This window comes from Streptomyces sp. 8N616 (genome assembly GCF_052246385.1).
Taxonomy (GTDB): domain Bacteria; phylum Actinomycetota; class Actinomycetes; order Streptomycetales; family Streptomycetaceae; genus Streptomyces.
On sequence record NZ_JBQQBY010000006.1, the window covers coordinates 48,198 to 63,830 of the forward strand.

11 protein-coding genes are annotated in these 15,633 nt (G+C 71.5%); 5 read left to right on the top strand and 6 right to left on the bottom strand.

Annotated features, from left to right (window positions below):
• Positions 1-23 precede the first annotated feature (23 nt).
• Positions 24-2,048, top strand: a complete 2,025-nt coding sequence (locus ACTWQC_RS07190) for an NAD-binding protein (RefSeq protein WP_443314861.1) — start codon at positions 24-26, stop codon at positions 2,046-2,048.
• Between the two features lie 28 nt (positions 2,049-2,076).
• Here the strand turns inward: ACTWQC_RS07190 and ACTWQC_RS07195 are convergent, their stop codons facing one another.
• The gene (locus ACTWQC_RS07195) at positions 2,077-2,349 is read right to left on the bottom strand and encodes a GlsB/YeaQ/YmgE family stress response membrane protein (protein ID WP_443314702.1); all 273 of its coding nucleotides are present in this window, start codon (positions 2,347-2,349) and stop codon (positions 2,077-2,079) included.
• 236 nt (positions 2,350-2,585) lie between these two features.
• Between ACTWQC_RS07195 and ACTWQC_RS07200 the strand changes: the two genes are divergently transcribed.
• Positions 2,586-2,999, top strand: coding sequence for an ATP-binding protein (locus tag ACTWQC_RS07200; protein WP_443314703.1), 414 nt, complete (start codon positions 2,586-2,588; stop codon positions 2,997-2,999).
• A 222-nt stretch (positions 3,000-3,221) separates the two neighbouring features.
• Here the strand turns inward: ACTWQC_RS07200 and ACTWQC_RS07205 are convergent, their stop codons facing one another.
• The 4 genes from ACTWQC_RS07205 to ACTWQC_RS07220 all read right to left on the bottom strand — a co-directional run bounded on the left by ACTWQC_RS07205 (position 3,222) and on the right by ACTWQC_RS07220 (position 9,776).
• The gene (locus ACTWQC_RS07205; RefSeq protein ID WP_443314704.1) at positions 3,222-4,664 is read right to left on the bottom strand and encodes a cytochrome P450; all 1,443 of its coding nucleotides are present in this window, start codon (positions 4,662-4,664) and stop codon (positions 3,222-3,224) included.
• A gap of 26 nt (positions 4,665-4,690) precedes the next feature.
• Complete coding sequence (locus ACTWQC_RS07210) at positions 4,691-5,749, bottom strand: terpene synthase family protein (RefSeq protein ID WP_443314705.1); 1,059 nt, start codon at positions 5,747-5,749, stop codon at positions 4,691-4,693.
• Positions 5,746-6,855 (bottom strand): polyprenyl synthetase family protein, encoded by a 1,110-nt coding sequence (locus tag ACTWQC_RS07215; RefSeq protein WP_443314706.1) that lies wholly within the window; start codon positions 6,853-6,855, stop codon positions 5,746-5,748. Before ACTWQC_RS07215 ends, ACTWQC_RS07210 begins: the two co-directional genes overlap by 4 nt.
• Positions 6,856-7,055: 200 nt before the next feature.
• Positions 7,056-9,776 (bottom strand): ATP-binding protein, encoded by a 2,721-nt coding sequence (locus ACTWQC_RS07220; protein ID WP_443314707.1) that lies wholly within the window; start codon positions 9,774-9,776, stop codon positions 7,056-7,058.
• 400 nt (positions 9,777-10,176) lie between these two features.
• On the opposite strand from ACTWQC_RS07220, the gene ACTWQC_RS07225 reads away from it, so the two are divergent.
• Positions 10,177-12,042 (top strand): glycoside hydrolase family 3 protein, encoded by a 1,866-nt coding sequence (locus ACTWQC_RS07225; protein WP_443314708.1) that lies wholly within the window; start codon positions 10,177-10,179, stop codon positions 12,040-12,042.
• A gap of 235 nt (positions 12,043-12,277) precedes the next feature.
• On the top strand, positions 12,278-12,712 hold the full coding sequence (gene panD / locus ACTWQC_RS07230) for an aspartate 1-decarboxylase (RefSeq protein WP_443314709.1): 435 nt from the start codon (positions 12,278-12,280) through the stop codon (positions 12,710-12,712).
• A 162-nt stretch (positions 12,713-12,874) separates the two neighbouring features.
• Here the strand turns inward: panD and ACTWQC_RS07235 are convergent, their stop codons facing one another.
• Positions 12,875-13,633, bottom strand: coding sequence for a FadR/GntR family transcriptional regulator (locus ACTWQC_RS07235; RefSeq protein WP_443314710.1), 759 nt, complete (start codon positions 13,631-13,633; stop codon positions 12,875-12,877).
• A gap of 218 nt (positions 13,634-13,851) precedes the next feature.
• Between ACTWQC_RS07235 and ACTWQC_RS07240 the strand changes: the two genes are divergently transcribed.
• Entirely contained in the window at positions 13,852-15,615 is a 1,764-nt protein-coding gene (locus tag ACTWQC_RS07240) for an L-lactate permease (protein WP_443314711.1), read from the top strand.
• Positions 15,616-15,633: the final 18 nt, after the last annotated feature.

Here is a 15,633-nt window from a genome sequence, read left to right on the forward strand (position 1 = left end):
GTCGCGCTCCCCGGTCCGGCCACATGGTCGTCTGCGGTGACAACGCGCTCGCGCACCGCCTCGTCACCGAACTGGCCACCGTCTACGGGGAGGAGGTCACGGTCGTCCTGCCATCCGTACGCCACCGCCACGGCCCCCAGATCGCCGCGCTCGCCCGCCGCTCCGAGGTGTCCGTCTCGGTCGTCGAGGCCACGGAGCCGGACGACGGGGCGCTGCTGGAGGCCGGAGTGGAGGGCGCGGCGGCCCTCGCGCTCGCCCTCGGCGACGACCAGGCCAATATCCACGCCGCGCTGCGGGCCCGCCGCCTCAACCCCGAACTGCGGCTGGTCGTACGCCTCTTCAACCGCAAGCTGGGCCGGCACCTCGAAGCTCTCCTGCAGCGGGCCTCCGCCGTACGGGCCCCGGGGCTCGACGCCCGCGCGATCGACGCCTCGACGACCGTACTCTCCGACGCGGACACCGCCGCGCACTCGCTCGCCGCGGCCGCCGTCACCGGCACCACCAAGATCGTGCAGGCCGACGGGCTCATGCTGCGCGCCGCCGACCGCACCGCGGGCGAGCGCGACAGCCGCGGCGCGCTGTGCACCCTCGCCCTGCAGGCCGCCACCGACGACGACGAGCCGCAGCTCCTCCCGGACGACGAGACGCTGGCCCGTACGCACTCGGCCCACCCGGCCGTCGTGCTCGAAGCGCTCAGCAGCGGCACGGAACGTGCCTCGCCGGCCGTGCCCCGGCTGATCGGATCTCTGCCGCTGGGCTCCTTCTTCTCCCGCAGGCTGCGCCTCGCGAGCGCCGGTCTCACCGCCCTGGTCGCCCTGCTGGCGGTCCTGACCTGGCTGGTCACGGGCTACGACCTGTTGCACGCCACGTACCTCTCCCTCCTCGACGTCTTCGCGATCGGCGACCCCGCCGTGGACGAGTCCAGTGGGCGTCAGGTCCTCCAGCTCCTCGCCGGGTTCGCCGGAATGCTGATGCTGCCGCTGCTGTTCGCCGTCGTCCTGGAGAGCTATGGCGCCTTCCGCGCGGCCTCCGCCGTACGCCGGCCGCCGCGCGGCCTGTCCGGCCACGTCGTCCTGCTGGGCCTGGGCAAGGTCGGCACCCGCGTCCTCGACCGGCTCTGCGAGCTCGACATCCCGGTGGTGTGCGTCGAACGCGACCAGGGCGCGCGCGGGGTCGCGCTCGCCCGCAGCCGCCGGGTGCCGGTCGTCATCGGGGACGTGACGGAGGAGGGGGTCCTCGAAGCCGCCAAGATCCGGCGCAGCCGCGTCATGCTCGCCCTGACCAGCAGCGACAGTACGAACCTGGAGGCGGTGCTGTACGCGCGCGAGATCCGGCCCGATCTGCGGGTCGTCCTGCGGCTGTACGACGACGAGTTCTCCACGACCGTCTACCGCACGCTCCGGGACTCCTACCCCGGGGCCCTGACCCGCAGCCGCAGCGTCTCGGCGCTGGCCGGGCCCTCCTTCGCGGGCGCGATGATGGGGCGTCAGATCCTGGGCGCCATCCCGGTCCAGCGCCGTGTGCTGCTCTTCGCGGCGGTGGAGGTGGGCGGCCATCCCGAGCTGGCGGGACGTACCGTGGCCGAGGCCTTCCGGCCCGGCGCGTGGCGGGTTATGGCGCTCGACGTGGCGGCTCCCGAGGACCGCAGCCCCGACCTGTCCCTGCCGCTCCGGGTCGGCGAGGCGGGGCGCCCGGCGGAACTGGAGTGGGACCTGCACCCCGGGTACGTACTGCGCCCCGAGGACCGCGTCGTCATCGCGGCGACCCGGCATGGTCTCGGCCACCTGCTGCAGCGCGCTGCCGGATCGGCGGCGGACGCGGGCCGGGGGCGGGGGAGCGGCGACGGGCAGGACGGGGTTCCGGCCCGGGCACCGGACCGGAACCCGGGTCCGGCTTCGGATCCGGGCGGGCCCCGGGACATGGACCGGGACCGGGACACGAACCGGGACCTGGGCAGGGACACGGAGCGGGAGCGGGATTCGGACCGGGACCTGGGCAGGGACACGGAGCGGGAGCGGGATTCGGACCGGGACCCCGAGGCCCGTTAGGGCATGGCCGCCGCAGGCGGCTCGGCGCTCAGCGGCGATCGCGTGAGTGGCCGAAGAGGATCCGGTAGCCGATCAGCAGGACCAGCGCCCCCGCGATGGCGGCGACCCACGTCGCCGGATCGTAGAAGTCCTTTTCCACGGGCCGGTCGAGGAACTGCGCCGACAACCAGCCGCCGAGAAAAGCCCCCACGATCCCGATGAGAGTGGTGCCCACGAGGCCGCCGGGGTCGCGGCCCGGGAGCAGGACCTTGGCGATGACTCCGGCGATGAGGCCGAGGATTATCCAGCTGACGATGTCCATGTCGGGGTCCTCTCCAGAAGTTGGCCGTTCCAGTCCGGTGATCACGTCCGGACACCGGGAGGACGCTTTCGATCGCCTTCGTGGTTCGTCCGTTCAAGATGCGTATGCGTCGGCGCAAAAGTTGTGACGCGTGGTGTCTGGAGATGACGCCGAGTAGCGTCATATGCGGATCGCGGTTTCCATATTGCTGTGCACCGCCGCGGCTGGCCCTGACGGAGGTCGAGGTGACTGAAGCCATGAGCGCCGATCTGGCGGGCTTTCCGCAGGAGCGGTTGCTTGAGCTGCTCTTCGTTGGCGAGGACGTACCCATGCTGCGGCGGCGGCTGGCGGAGTGCGCGGCACGGGCGGGTCTCGGCGAGCCGCGCCGGAGCGACTTCGTACTCGCCGTGCACGAGGTGGCGTGCAACGCGGTCGAGCACGGCGGCGGGGCCGGCCGCCTGCTCCTCTACCGCGGCGACGGCACGCTGCACTGCCGCGTCACCGACCACGGCCCCGGCTTCAGCGAGGACGTCATTCCACCCGACCCGCCCGGGATGCTCGCGGGGGAGGGCGGCCGGGGACTGTGGCTGACCCGGCAGCTGACGGACCGTCTGGAAATCGCCGCGGGGGCGGTGGGCGCCGTCGTCACCCTCGTCATGGGCCTGCGCTGAGCGGCGCCGGCCTGCGCCCGCAGACCCTCGCGGACGCCCCGCACTCAACTACGCAGAGTATTCGTGATGTTCGACCGAATCTGTTCGGGTGTAGTCGCACTGACGCGCCCGAGGTACGCGACGCGGCGCGGGCCTCCTCCCACTGGAGGCCCGTCGTCGCGTCGTCGGCCCGGGAGGTGTCCCCAGGGGGAGGGCGGGATGGCAAAGATCCGCCGGATACTCCTAGGCGCCCCCTGAGGTGCCGCTGGGGCGCCGTGGCTGGGGGATCATCAGGAGGGGTCCGGTGCCCAGGGCAGCTTCCGGTTTTGGCCGAACCGCCTTGCCGTACGCGGGCCGTAGCCGCCAGCGCGTACCGACGGCGGCCAGCGCGAGGGTCGCTTCCGCCAGGCCGAAGGCGTCGCCGACGCATTTGCGGCTGCCCGCGCCGAAGGCGACCATCGCACCACGCGGCACCGACGACGCCCGCTCGGGAAGCCAGCGGTCGGGGTCGAAGCGCTCGGGGTCGGCGAAGACACGGGGGTCGCGGCCGAGGACGTACGGGCTGAACAGGACGGTTGTGCCAGGAGCCAGCCACTGTCCCGCGAGTACGGTCGCGGTGGTGACCATCCGGCTGAGCAGCCAGGCGGGCGGGTAGAGACGAAGGGTTTCGAGGACGACGCGCCGGGCGTAGTCGAGGGCGGGCAGGTCGGGGAAGGCGGGCAGCCGGCCCCCGAGGACGCGATCGACTTCGCCCAGCAACTGCCGCTCGGCTTCGGCGTTCTCACCCAGCAGGTGGAAAGCCCAGGCCAGGACACTCGCGGTGGTTTCCGTGCCGGCGATCAGCAGGGTCATGACCTGGTCGTGGATCTCCTCGTCGGTGAAGCGCTCGCCGCTCTCCTCGTCGGCCCCGATCAGGATCGACAGCAGGTCCCCGTTGTCGGCCCGGGCGCTCCGGCGGCCCTGGACGGTTTCCTCGATGACCGCGCGCAGCCTCGCGCGCGCCTGGTCGAAGCGCCTGTTCTCCGGGGTGGGCAGCTTCTCCAGCAGCCCGATCGGCGCGACCATGCGCTTGTAGACGCCTCTGAGAATGACGGGCAGACAGTGCTGTACCTCCTCAACGGCCCGGCTGTCGATCGTCGTGGAGAACAGCGTTCGCGTGGTGACGCGGACCGTGAGCGCATGCAGTGCCGCGTTGAGCTCGACGGCCCGGCCTTCCTGCCACGCCCCGAGCGTGGCGTCGATCTCCTCGCACATCACGGCGGCGTACGAGGCCATCCGGCCGGGGCGGAAGGCGGGCTGGACCAGCCGGCGCTGCATACGGTGCTCCGCCCAGCCCGAGGTGAACAGCCCGTTGCCCACGAGTGGTCGGACCTTGTCGAACAGCGGGCCGCCCTTGTCGTAGGTGCGCGGGTCCAGCAGTACCTGGCGTACGAGTTCGGGCCGGCAGACCATGTACGCCCGGTGCGGGCCGAGACGTACCTCGACCAGGTCGCCGTGGACGGGCAGGGCGGCCAGGAACTCCAGTGGGCGGCGCCGCAGACGGATCGCATGGGCGAGTACCGGGATCCGGCCGGGAGCGGTGCCCTTCGTCCACAGCACAGGGGTGCCGGTGGCCGTGGGGCCGGGCGTCGTGGGCCCGGTGGTCGTAGGGCCGGTGCCCGGCCGTTCGCGTGACGTCTCTGCCAATCTTCTGCTCCTCGTCATCGGTGGTGTCAGCACGCACGGCCGGCTGAGCCCGGCACCGGTGCCATGTCGGGCTGTGGACGGAATCGGGTGACGGGGGCGATGAGGCTGATCCAGCCCGAGGTGGAGCCGTCCCAGACGTAGCCGTCGCCGAAGTAGCGGGGGGTGAGGTACTCGAATTCCTGGCTGCCGGCGATGACGTAGTTCATGCCGTCGAGGTAGGCGAGGATCTCCACGCGGGTGCCGTACGGCCCGTGCCGTACCTGGTCCCGGGCCGCGATGTAGGCCCTCTCGTGGTGCTCCGCCTGCTCACAGAGCCGGTCGACTGCCTCTTGCAGACAGAGCCCTTCGCGCTCGATGAGCACGCGGACCAGCGTCATCTTGTCCTCCTGCGCGTGCTCCTTGCGCCACGACAGCAGATCGTTGACGATGATCATTTGCCGCATGGCGTGGGTGTGCACCTCGGTGAGCAGCGGCTCGTACGGGCTCATGTCGACCTCCGCCGCGTACTCGGTCATGAGCCGGATGAAGTCGCAGCCGAAGCTGTCCAGGCGCACGGCCATGCAGGTCTGGAAATCCGGCACCGTGTCCGTCAGCTTGAAACGGATCTCGGTCGCGCACCCGCGCAGAAACGCCTCGAGAGCGTCGGCGAACCGCCCGATCTGCGCGGGAGAGAGCCCCGGGCTGATCCGCCGCCACAGGTCCTTGCCCGCCAGCCCGTACGGGAAGTCCTCGCTGCCGCCGCGTTCGCCGTGGAAGTCGGCCATGATGCCGGTGAACACCGCGCGGGCAGCGGCCTCGTCGGCTCCCAGCGCCGAGCGGTCCGAGACGGAGCTGTCGATGACGGTGACGTACTGGTACCAGTCGGCGACGTCGAGGGCCCGCTGCTCACCGGCGTCCGGCACGGTCAGCGGTCCGTACAGCCCGTTCCGCTGGCGCAGGAAGAACAGCAGGTCCTCCTCGCCGGCGAAGCAGCCGCCGAGCCGGCGGCGCACCCAGCCGTTGGACCGGAACTCGATCTGCGCGGCCTGGGGGTGGTACGCGACGGGCAGCAGCCGGGGCATCTCGGGCAGGAAGAATTCGGTCATGAGGTCCTCGCAGAGGCTGCGTGAGCGAGTTGGCGCAGGGGCACGGTGGCCGCCTCGGGGAAGGGGGCGCGGTCAAGGGCGGCCAGAGCCCGGCGGCAGCGACGGGCGATCATGCTCTCGACCGCGAGGCGGGCACCGGTGGCCTCCAGGACGGCCCGTACGGCGTCGGCTTCCTCCCCGGTGAGATCGGAGCGGCCCACCAGTGCGTGCAGGAGCCGGAGTTGGGAGGGAGTGGCCTGCGCGACGGCGAGGGCCATCAGGGCCGTGTACTTGCCCTCGCGGAAGTCGTCGGCGGCGGGTTTCCCGGTCGCCGCGGGATCGCCGAAGGCTCCCAGGAGGTCGTCCCGCAGCTGGAAGGCCTCGCCGACCGGGAGGGCGTACGCGGTGCAGGCGTCCGTGACGGAGGTGTCGCAGCCGGCCAGCGCGCTGCCGAGGTGCAGCGGTCGCTCGACGGTGTACTTCGCGGTCTTGAAGCGGTTCACCTCCAGGGCGTGGGCGACGTCGCCGGCCGGCCTGCCGGTGCCGAGCAGGTCGAGGTACTGGCCGTACATGACCTCGTTGCGCATCGCGTCCACCACCGGGAGGGCTGCGCGCAGTTGGCCGGACGTGAGTCCGCTGGTGTGCAGCAGCTCGTCCGACCAGGCCAGTGTGAGGTCGCCGAGCAGGACGGCCGCGTTCACACCGAACCGGTCGGCGTTTCCGGGGCGGCCCTGGCTGCGGTGGCGGTGGGTCAGCGACCGGTGGACGGTGGGGCGCCCTCGCCGGGTGCCGCTGTCGTCCATGACGTCGTCATGGATGAGGGCGAAGGTGTGGAAGAGCTCCAACGACGCAGCGGCCCGCACCACTTGCTCGGGTGTTCCCTCACCACCCGCCGCGCGCCAGCCGCACACGCACATCACCGGCCGGATCCGCTTGCCGCCGATGAAGATGAAGCCGTCCAAGGTGTCGATGAGTTCCTGGAGCGGTGGTCTCGCGGAACGGCGCTTGGCCGCCAGGAACTCCGCGAGCACGGTGTCGACCGCCAGCCGGATCTCCGTCAGGTCCGGTACGGCATTGGTGGGGGTGGTCAGGGACTGGCGCTCGGCATCTGCCGCAGCAGCGCGCATGGCCCCCTCCTAAGGAGCGAGATGAGGCAGGGGCGGAGAGTGATGTGTTTAACACTCTTCGTGATTACGCCCTCAACCTTCACCGCACGGCGCTGGGGGAAACCGGGGACCTGGCCCCTTGGGGCGACAGGATCGACGAGGTGGCGCACGGCACGGCGCGCATCGCTCAACGCGCGCCGTGCGGCTGGATGCACGCCTTGCTAGAGCGACGCGTGCCGCGGCGTTTCCAACCGGCGCGGCCTCAGCCCAGCCGCCACCAGCTCGTCGCGTGCCTGCGCCGCGACACCTCCGGCCCCGCACTGCCCGGCCAGGCAGACGCCCCGGTGCAAGGGCTCGGCGGCCTCCGCGAGGCGTCCCGCGCGGCACAGCGCGGTACCGAGCTCGACCAGGGCGCGCGCGAGCTCGTACCCCGAGGGCGCCAGCTCCAACACGCGGACGGCCCGCTGCAGATGGGCGATGTCCTCCGGCCCCTCGGACAACCGGGCGAGCACCCGCAGCGCCTGTCCCACCGCCGTTCCCGTACCGAACCGCTCGGCGCGGCGCAGCGCCTCCTGCGCCAGCTCCAGCGCCCGCGCGGCGTCCGTCGTCCCGGAGGCGAGCGCCAGGTTGGGCAGCCAGGGGACCCAGGCGGGGTTGCGCATACCGCGCAGGTCGAGGCGGCGGCCCACCTCGGACAGCTCCTCGGCGGCTTCCTTGTGCATGCCGCGCGCCAGCAGCAGTTCGCCGTGGACGGTCTGGGCGTCGGGAAGCGTCACGGCCGAAGGGAACGGCTTGCCGAACCGGTGCTCCGCCGCCAGCTCATGGGCAGCCGCGGTGTCCCCACGGGCCATCAGGATCTCGATCAGGCCCGCCACCGCGTACCACTGCGCCGGGGTGCCCGCGGGCCCCAGCCGGTCCGCAAGCCGCAGCCCGGCGCGTACGAAGTCCTCGGCGTCGGTCAGTTGGCCCTTCCAGAAGCGGATGAAGCCCAGCAGGCTGTAGCCGAGCGCGAGGTGCATCCCGCGCCAGCCCTGCCGCTCGTACTCCGCGATGGCTCCCGCGTACAGCTCCTCGGCCCGGTCCGGGCGGTCGCAGTAGAGAAAGGTGAGCGCCACCAGCGACGGCACCTCGAAGCTCCACTCCTCGTCCGTCCAGGTCATCCCTTCAGGACCCAGCGCCCGCTCCGCGTACTCCAGCGCGGTCGACGCCGGTTCGCCGCGCACCATCGCATCCCACCCGCGCAGCCCGAACAGATAGCGCTCCGTCTGGCTCCTGCCGGTCAGCCGCCGCGTGAGGTGGGCGAGCCGGCGCGACAGGGCCGGGGCTTCGCGGTCTTCGGAGGTGAAGCTCGCCGCCATGAAGTGCTCCATGAGCATGCGCAGGCGCACGCGCGAGTCCGTGGCGGAACGGGCCTCCCGGATCGCCACATCCGCCGCCTCGGTCAGCCGGTCGCAGTACGCGAGCGTCCGGATGATACGGATCACGATGCTCTGCCGCAGCGCCGGCGACAGATCCGGCTCCTCCAGCGCGGCCCGCAAGAGGTTCACCGTCGCCGCCGGGTCCTGCAGCAGCCCCGGGGAACCCAGTTCGTACAGCACCGTGGCCGCAAGACCCGGGGGCGGAGGCTCGCGCAGGGCGCGGCTCAGGCAGCGGCGGGCGGCGCCGGGAGCTCCGCGGCGCACGTATTCCCGGGCGGCTTCGAGCAGTTGCTCCGCCACCCAGGCATCGCCTTCCGGCTGTGTCTCCAGCAGATGGCGGGCCACCGCGGCCGGGCTCTCGCCTGCCTCGACGAGCTCCCAGGCGGCCTTGCCGTGCAGTGCCACCCGCATCGCGGGCGGGATGGCGCGGTAGACCGCCGTCGCGATCAGCGGATGTACGAACTCCGGCTTCATGCTGTACGTCAGAATGCGCTCGGTCCGCAGCACGTCCGCCGCTTCCGCGGCCTCGGCCTGTCCCAGCGCCGCCAGGGATGAGGCGAGGCCGAAGGTCGCCTCCGAGCCGAGGACGGCCACGGCCCAGGCCAGCCGCACCGCGACCGAGCCGAGCTGCTCCAGCCGCTCCACCAGGCCGCCGTCCTTGGTCTCGGCCGCGAGGTCACGCAAGGCGCAGGCGTTCTCCCGCGCGGGGGCCAGGCGACGGTCGCGCACCTTCGCCACCAGCTCGACCGTCTCGAAGGGGTTGCCGCCGGTGACCAGCCAGGCTTCGTGACAGAAGTCGTCGTCGGCCTCGGTGCCCAGCGCCTCGCGCATCAGATCGGCGACGGCGGCCGGCGTCAGCGGCGCCAGGTCCAGCGGACGCACCCGGTTGCGCACGACCATGTCGCCGAACGCGTGGGCATTCTCGCGGAGTTCGTCCCTGCGGTAGGCGACGACCAGCAGCACCGGCAGTTCCTCCACCCGCCCGGCGAAGGACGTCAGCCACGCCAGGGACTCCGCGTCCGCCCAGTGAAGGTCGTCGACGACGAGGACCAACGGCCCGCGCCGCACCGCCACATGGGTCACCACCCAGTCCAGCCCGTCCCGCACGCCCTCCGGATCCGGCACCGCGCCGTCCGCGGCGGGGCACAGGCCGACACACGGGCCTACGATGCCGTACCAGTCGCCGAGCATCTCGCGGCGCTCGCTCTCGGAGTACGAGGCCAGCAGCGGCTGGAACAACTGCCGCACCACATGGAAGGCGAGGCTCTTCTCCTGCTCGCCGCCCTTGGCGAAGAGCCCTGTGCAGTCGCGGGCGGCCGCGAGGCCGCGCACCTCCTCCAGGAGGGTCGTCTTGCCCGCTCCGGCCGGTCCTGTGAAGGCCAGCAGGCCGCCGCGGCGTGCGGAGGGGGAGGGGGGGACCGCACCGGTCGCCGAACGGCCGCTGACGGTATCCAACGCCGCGGCTGTGACGACGAGTTCGGCATCTCGCTCAAGGGTCCTCGGGACGATCCGCGCGGCCCGCACGCGCGGCTCCTCGTCCATCTTTGGGGTTACGGCTGGCTGTGTTTCGGACCGGTCCGTGACCACCCGATTCCTCCCGGCGCGGTGAGCATGCACGTCGGCGATATCGCTCTTTGCTCTTGACTCAGCGTATCCCCCGACTAACCGTCAGACAGAGGACCATGGCGCAGATACATCCTGAGGAGTGGCCGCGGCCCTATACTGCCCCGCTTCGCGCGATGAGCCGGCGCGTGGCGGCCGCGGCGGTGGTGGTGCTCCGATTGTCGCTCGGCGGTCTTTCTGGTCTAGACCATGTGTCCCCGGTCCACTAGGGTGCCGCGCGCGTCCCGTCGCGCGTGTTCCGTCCTGCGCCCCCACGGACGTGCCCATGCCCGGAAGCGTTCGCCCAGGAGGTTTGTTACTCATGCGATGGCCCCACCCCCCACGCCGGCGCGGTCGGTTGCTGCTGTCGGCCGTGGCCGCGCTGCTGACGGCCGTGGCCGTCACCGTCCCCGCGTCCATGTCCGCGTCCGCGTCGGCCGCGATCGAGCCGCCCTACAGGGACCCGGACCGGCCCATCCCGGAGCGGGTCGAAGACCTGCTCGGCAGAATGTCGCTCGACGAGAAGATCGGCCAGATGACACAGGCCGAGCGGAACGCAGTCACCGCCGCCGATCTCACCGACTACCGCCTCGGCTCACTGCTGTCCGGTGGCGGCTCGGCCCCGTCGCCCAACACGGCGACCGCCTGGGCCGACATGTACGACGACTTCCAGCGCGCTTCGATGGCCACCCCGCTTGGCATCCCCATGATCTACGGCGTCGACGCGGTGCACGGCCACAACAACGTCCACGGGGCGACGATCTTCCCGCACAACATCGGCCTGGGCGCCACCCGCGACCCGGCACTCGTGCAGCAGATCGGCAGGGCCACGGCCGAGGAGGTCTCGGGCACCGGCATCGACTGGGACTTCGCCCCCTGCCTGTGCGTCGCGCAGAACGACCGCTGGGGCCGGACGTACGAGTCCTACGGCGAGAAGCCCGAGATCGCCACGTCGATGACCACGCTCATCACCGGGCTCCAGGGCGCCGAGCTCAACGACCCCGGCTCGGTGCTCGCCACCGCCAAGCACTACGTCGGTGACGGCGGCACCACGGGCGGCAAGGACCAGGGCGACACCGAGGTGAGCGAGGGCGAGCTGCGCGCCACCCACCTGCCGCCCTTCCGCGAGGCAGTGGCCAGGAACGTCGGTTCGGTGATGATCTCCTACAGCAGCTGGAACGGGCTGAAGCTGCACGCCCACCGCCACCTGATCACCGACGTTCTCAAGAACGAGCTGGGCTTCAAGGGCTTCGTCGTCTCGGACTGGAACGCCATCGACCAGATCGACGGGCAGCCCGGCTTCACGGCCGAGGAGGTGCGCACCGCGATCAACGCGGGCCTGGACATGATCATGGTGCCGCAGGAGTGGCGTACGTTCATCACGACGCTCAAGTCCGAGGTGGAGGCCGGCCGTGTGCCGATGTCCCGTATCGACGACGCCAACCGCCGCATCCTGACGAAGAAGTTCGAGCTGGGGCTGTTCGAGAATCCGTACACCGACCGCTCGTACACCGGCACGGTCGGCAGCGCGGAGCACCGGCAGCTGGCCCGTGAGGCCGTGCGCAAGTCGCAGGTCCTGCTGAAGAACGAGAAGGACGTCCTGCCGCTGCCCAAGACCGCCGACAAGGTCTTCGTGGCCGGCAAGAACGCCGACGACATCGGCAACCAGAGCGGTGGCTGGACCATCGAATGGCAGGGCAAGAGCGGCCCGATCACACCGGGAACCACGATCCTCGAGGGCATCCGCTCGGCCGTGTCACCCGCCACGACCGTCACGTACGACCGCAATGGCAACGGCATCGACGGCAGCTACAAGGCCGCCATCGCCGTCGTCGGCGAGACGCCCTATGCGGAGGGCAAGGGCGACCGTCCCGAGGGGCTCGGGCTGGACACCGAGGACCTCGACACGCTGGCCAGGCTGAAGGCATCGGGCGTGCCGGTGGTCGTGGTCCTCGTCTCCGGGCGCCCGCTGGACATCGCCTCCGAACTGCCGTCGTGGGACGCGCTGATGGCCGCATGGCTGCCGGGCACCGAGGGCAACGGCGTCGCGGACGTTCTGTTCGGCGACTACAAGCCGACGGGCAAGCTGCCGGTGACCTGGATGCGGAGCGCGAGCCAGCAGCCGATCAACGACGGCGACGGCAAGGAGGCGCTGTTCCCGTACGGCTACGGCCAGACGTATCCGTGACACGTATCCCTGGAGCGGAACTCTGCGGCATCGCCGAACATCGCGAGGGGCCACCAGCAGCGCTGGTGGCCCGTCCGCCCTCCGCCCGCAAGCTCGCGCCCCACCCCTGACCTCCGGCAACGGGCGGGCGGGGTGCCCCACGGCTCCCGTACGGCCCGCCGTGCCCTTAGCATGGCGTCATCGGCGCGTACCCCGGTCCGGGGGCGCGACCCTTGTCTGTCAGGAGTGTGACGCTGTGCTGCGCACCATGTTCAAGTCCAAGATCCACCGCGCCACGGTGACCGAGGCCGACCTGCACTACGTGGGATCCGTCACGGTGGACGCCGACCTCATGGAGGCGGCCGACCTGCTGCCCGGTGAGCTGGTCCACATCGTCGACATCGACAACGGTGCTCGCCTGGAGACCTACGTCATCGAGGGCCGGCGCGGCTCCGGCGTCATCGGGATCAACGGAGCGGCGGCCCATCTCGTACACCCGGGGGACCTGGTCATTCTGATCAGCTACGCGCAGGTGGACGACGCCGAGGCCCGCCGCCTCCGTCCCCGGGTCGTCCACGTCGACGCGAGCAACCGCATCACCGGCCTCGGCGCGGACGCATCCGAGCCGGTGCCCGGGAGCGGCGACGAGCGCAGTCCGCACGCCGTTCCCGCCCCGGCTTCGGCAGGCTGAACGGCGGCGCCGCCGAGCTGTGCCGTGATCCGGGAGGCCTCGACGTGCCCGGGCCGCGGGGCCCGGCCGGGGACCCGGGGGTCGCCGGGGTCGCGGGCATGCAGGGCGTCGCGGGTCTCCCGGGCGTCGCGGGCCGCCTGAGCCGCCCCCGCCCGCCTTGTGCTACTCCGGCGCGCTTTCCGGTGTCTCCAGGACCGTGTGGACGATGTCCTTGTGGAAGCCGCGGATGTGCGCCTCCACGAGGTTCCCGGCCAGCTCGGCGTCCTTCGCCACCACGGCGTCGTAGATCGCGTGGTGCTCCGCCCGCAGCCGGGCGCGGACGGCTTCCCAGTCCGACAGCTTGTTGAACGCGGAGAGCAGGGTGTGCCGTACCGCGTTGCGGACGGCGATCGTCATGTCGGCCATCAGCCGGTTGCCTCCGGCCTCGGCGATGGCGACGTGGAATTCGGTGTCGCTGTCGTTGAACTGCTCGCGGGCCAGTCCCCCTTGATCCATACGGAGAAGGGGCTCGCGCATGCGGGCGAGATCGTCCTCGGTGGCGCGCTCGGCCGCGAGGCGGGCGCTCGACCGCTCCAGCGTGGCGCGCGCCTCGGCGACGTCGCCGAGCGGGAAGTTGGCCAGCGCCATGTGGAGGCGGAGGAGCTGGGTCAGGCCCTCACTGGGCATGGCGGCGATCACGCTGCCGGACGCCGGGCCCGTTCCGACGCGGGAGCGCAGCACGCCCTGGGCCTCCAGCACCCGCAGCGCCTCCCGCACGGCGGCGCGGCTCACGCCCAGCAGCTCGACCAGCTCCCGTTCCGGGGGCAGGCGGTCTCCCACGCGCAGGTTGCCCGCCAGGATCTGTTCCTCGATCCGGGCGAGGACGAGCTCGAAGGTACGGGATCGCGGCACTGGCTCCCAGGCCGCGGTCGTCTGAGCCATGGAAAGCCCTTTCACCCGGTGATGGCCGCATCGATAGCCGCATGGATTCCTCATCGCTGCGGGTCGGGGTGAGCCCCCGCTCGCATCCGATCATAGCTTGAGGCACCCGATGCTTGGTCGGACCAAGCGAAATTTCTGTGACGCACCCCTGGACACGATTCCCCGAGCGTGCTTAGCGTGAGATATCCAAAGCATGGTCTGACCAATGTGAGGGTCGCATGTACCAGCCTGATCTGTCCCCCGTCGCCGACAGCCTCGCCCTGTCCTCGCTCCTCGCCGCGCTTCCGCTCCTTACGCTCTTCGTCCTGCTCGGCGGGTTCCGGCTGAAGGCGCACTGGGCCGGCCTCGCATCACTCGCCGTGGCCGCCGCCGTCGCCGTGGCCTGTTACGACATGCCCGCGGGCCTCGCGGCCCTGTCGGCCAGTGAGGGAGCGGCCTTCGGCCTGTTCCCGATCATGTGGATCGTCGTCACGGCGATCTGGGTCTATCAACTCACCGTCGTGAGCGGTCGCTTCGAGGATCTTCGCCGGGCTTTCGGCCTGATCAGCGATGATCCGCGGGTCCAAGCCGTGATCATCGCGTTCTGCTTCGGCGGCCTGCTCGAAGCGCTCGCCGGATTCGGCGCCCCGGTGGCGATCACCGGCGTCATGCTCATGGCGCTGGGCTTCGCTCCCGTACGGGCGGCGATCACCGTTCTGGTCGCGAACACCGCACCCGTCGCGTTCGGCGCGATCGCGATTCCGATCATCACGGCGGGCAACCTCACCAAGATCCCGTACACCGACATCGGCGCCTACGTGGGCCGCCAGACGCCGCTGATCGCCCTCTTCGTGCCGCTGCTGCTCGTGGCGCTCGTCGACGGCCGGCGCGGGGTCCGCCAGACCTGGCCGGTGGCGGTGGTGTGCGGTGTCGTGTTCGCGCTCGCCCAGTTCGTCAGCGCCAACTACATCTCGGTGGAGCTGACCGACATCATCGCCTCGCTCGCGGCTCTGGCGGCGATCGTCCTCTTCCTCCGGGTCTGGCGGCCTCGGGGCGGCGACGAGGCCAGGGCAGCCCTGGCGCGCGACGGCGATTCCGGGCCCGTCGGCACCGCCGGCGGGGACGAGCCGGCGGATGGCGCGGGCGCAGGACCGCACCGTGGCCGCGCCCCGGGCGGGCCTGGCTCCGGCGTCTCCGGCGCCGCGACCCGTACGCGCTCGGCGGCGGGCAGCACGGCGGCCCCCGAGGACCGCGCCAGCGGCTCCCGGGTCGTCATGGCGTTCCTGCCCTACCTCATCGTGATCGCGGTCTTCTCGCTGGCGAAACTGTGGGAGCCGGTCAAGGAGTTCCTGGCGTCCAGCGATCTCAAGATCAGCTGGCCGGGTCTCGACGGCCAGGTCCTCACGGCCGCGGGCGAGCCGTCGACCACCACCGTCTACACCTTCCCGTGGCTGTCCTCGCCCGGCACGCTGCTCCTGCTGTCCGGCCTCGTCGTCGCCGGCGTCTACCGCGTGAGCCCGGCGGCCGCCGCCCGCGAGTTCACCGCCACCGTGGCCAAGCTGCGGTGGGCCCTGCTCACCGTCGCGTCCGTCCTCGCCCTCGCCTACGTGATGAACCTGTCGGGACAGACCATCACCATCGGCACGTGGATTGCCGGGACGGGCGCTGCCTTCGCGTTCCTCTCTCCCGTACTGGGCTGGCTGGGTACGGCCGTCACCGGCTCGGACACCTCGGCCAACGCCCTGTTCGCGACCCTCCAGCAGGCCGCGGGCAACAAGGCCGGCCTCGATCCGACCCTGCTCGTCGCGGCCAACACCTCGGGCGGGGTCGTCGGCAAGATGATCAGCCCTCAGAATCTGACGATCGCCGCCACCGCCGTCGGCCTCGTCGGCCGGGAGTCCGTCCTGTTCCGGGGCGCGATCAAGTGGAGCCTGCTGCTCCTCCTGGCCATGTGCGTGCTGGTCTTCCTGCAGTCGGGCGCCCTCGCCTGGATGCTCCCCTAGATCCCCGCGGGCGCCGCC

Excerpts from the sequence above, each read along its gene's own strand:
- ACTWQC_RS07190 (WP_443314861.1), top strand. The coding sequence starts at position 24 with ATGGTCGTCTGCGGTGACAACGCGCTCGCGCACCGCCTCGTCACCGAA.
- ACTWQC_RS07195 (WP_443314702.1), bottom strand. The coding sequence starts at position 2,349 with ATGGACATCGTCAGCTGGATAATCCTCGGCCTCATCGCCGGAGTCATC.
- ACTWQC_RS07200 (WP_443314703.1), top strand. The coding sequence starts at position 2,586 with ATGAGCGCCGATCTGGCGGGCTTTCCGCAGGAGCGGTTGCTTGAGCTG.
- ACTWQC_RS07210 (WP_443314705.1), bottom strand. The coding sequence starts at position 5,749 with ATGACCGAATTCTTCCTGCCCGAGATGCCCCGGCTGCTGCCCGTCGCG.
- ACTWQC_RS07215 (WP_443314706.1), bottom strand. The coding sequence starts at position 6,855 with ATGCGCGCTGCTGCGGCAGATGCCGAGCGCCAGTCCCTGACCACCCCC.
- ACTWQC_RS07225 (WP_443314708.1), top strand. The coding sequence starts at position 10,177 with ATGCGATGGCCCCACCCCCCACGCCGGCGCGGTCGGTTGCTGCTGTCG.
- ACTWQC_RS07235 (WP_443314710.1), bottom strand. The coding sequence starts at position 13,633 with ATGGCTCAGACGACCGCGGCCTGGGAGCCAGTGCCGCGATCCCGTACC.
- ACTWQC_RS07240 (WP_443314711.1), top strand. The coding sequence starts at position 13,852 with ATGTACCAGCCTGATCTGTCCCCCGTCGCCGACAGCCTCGCCCTGTCC.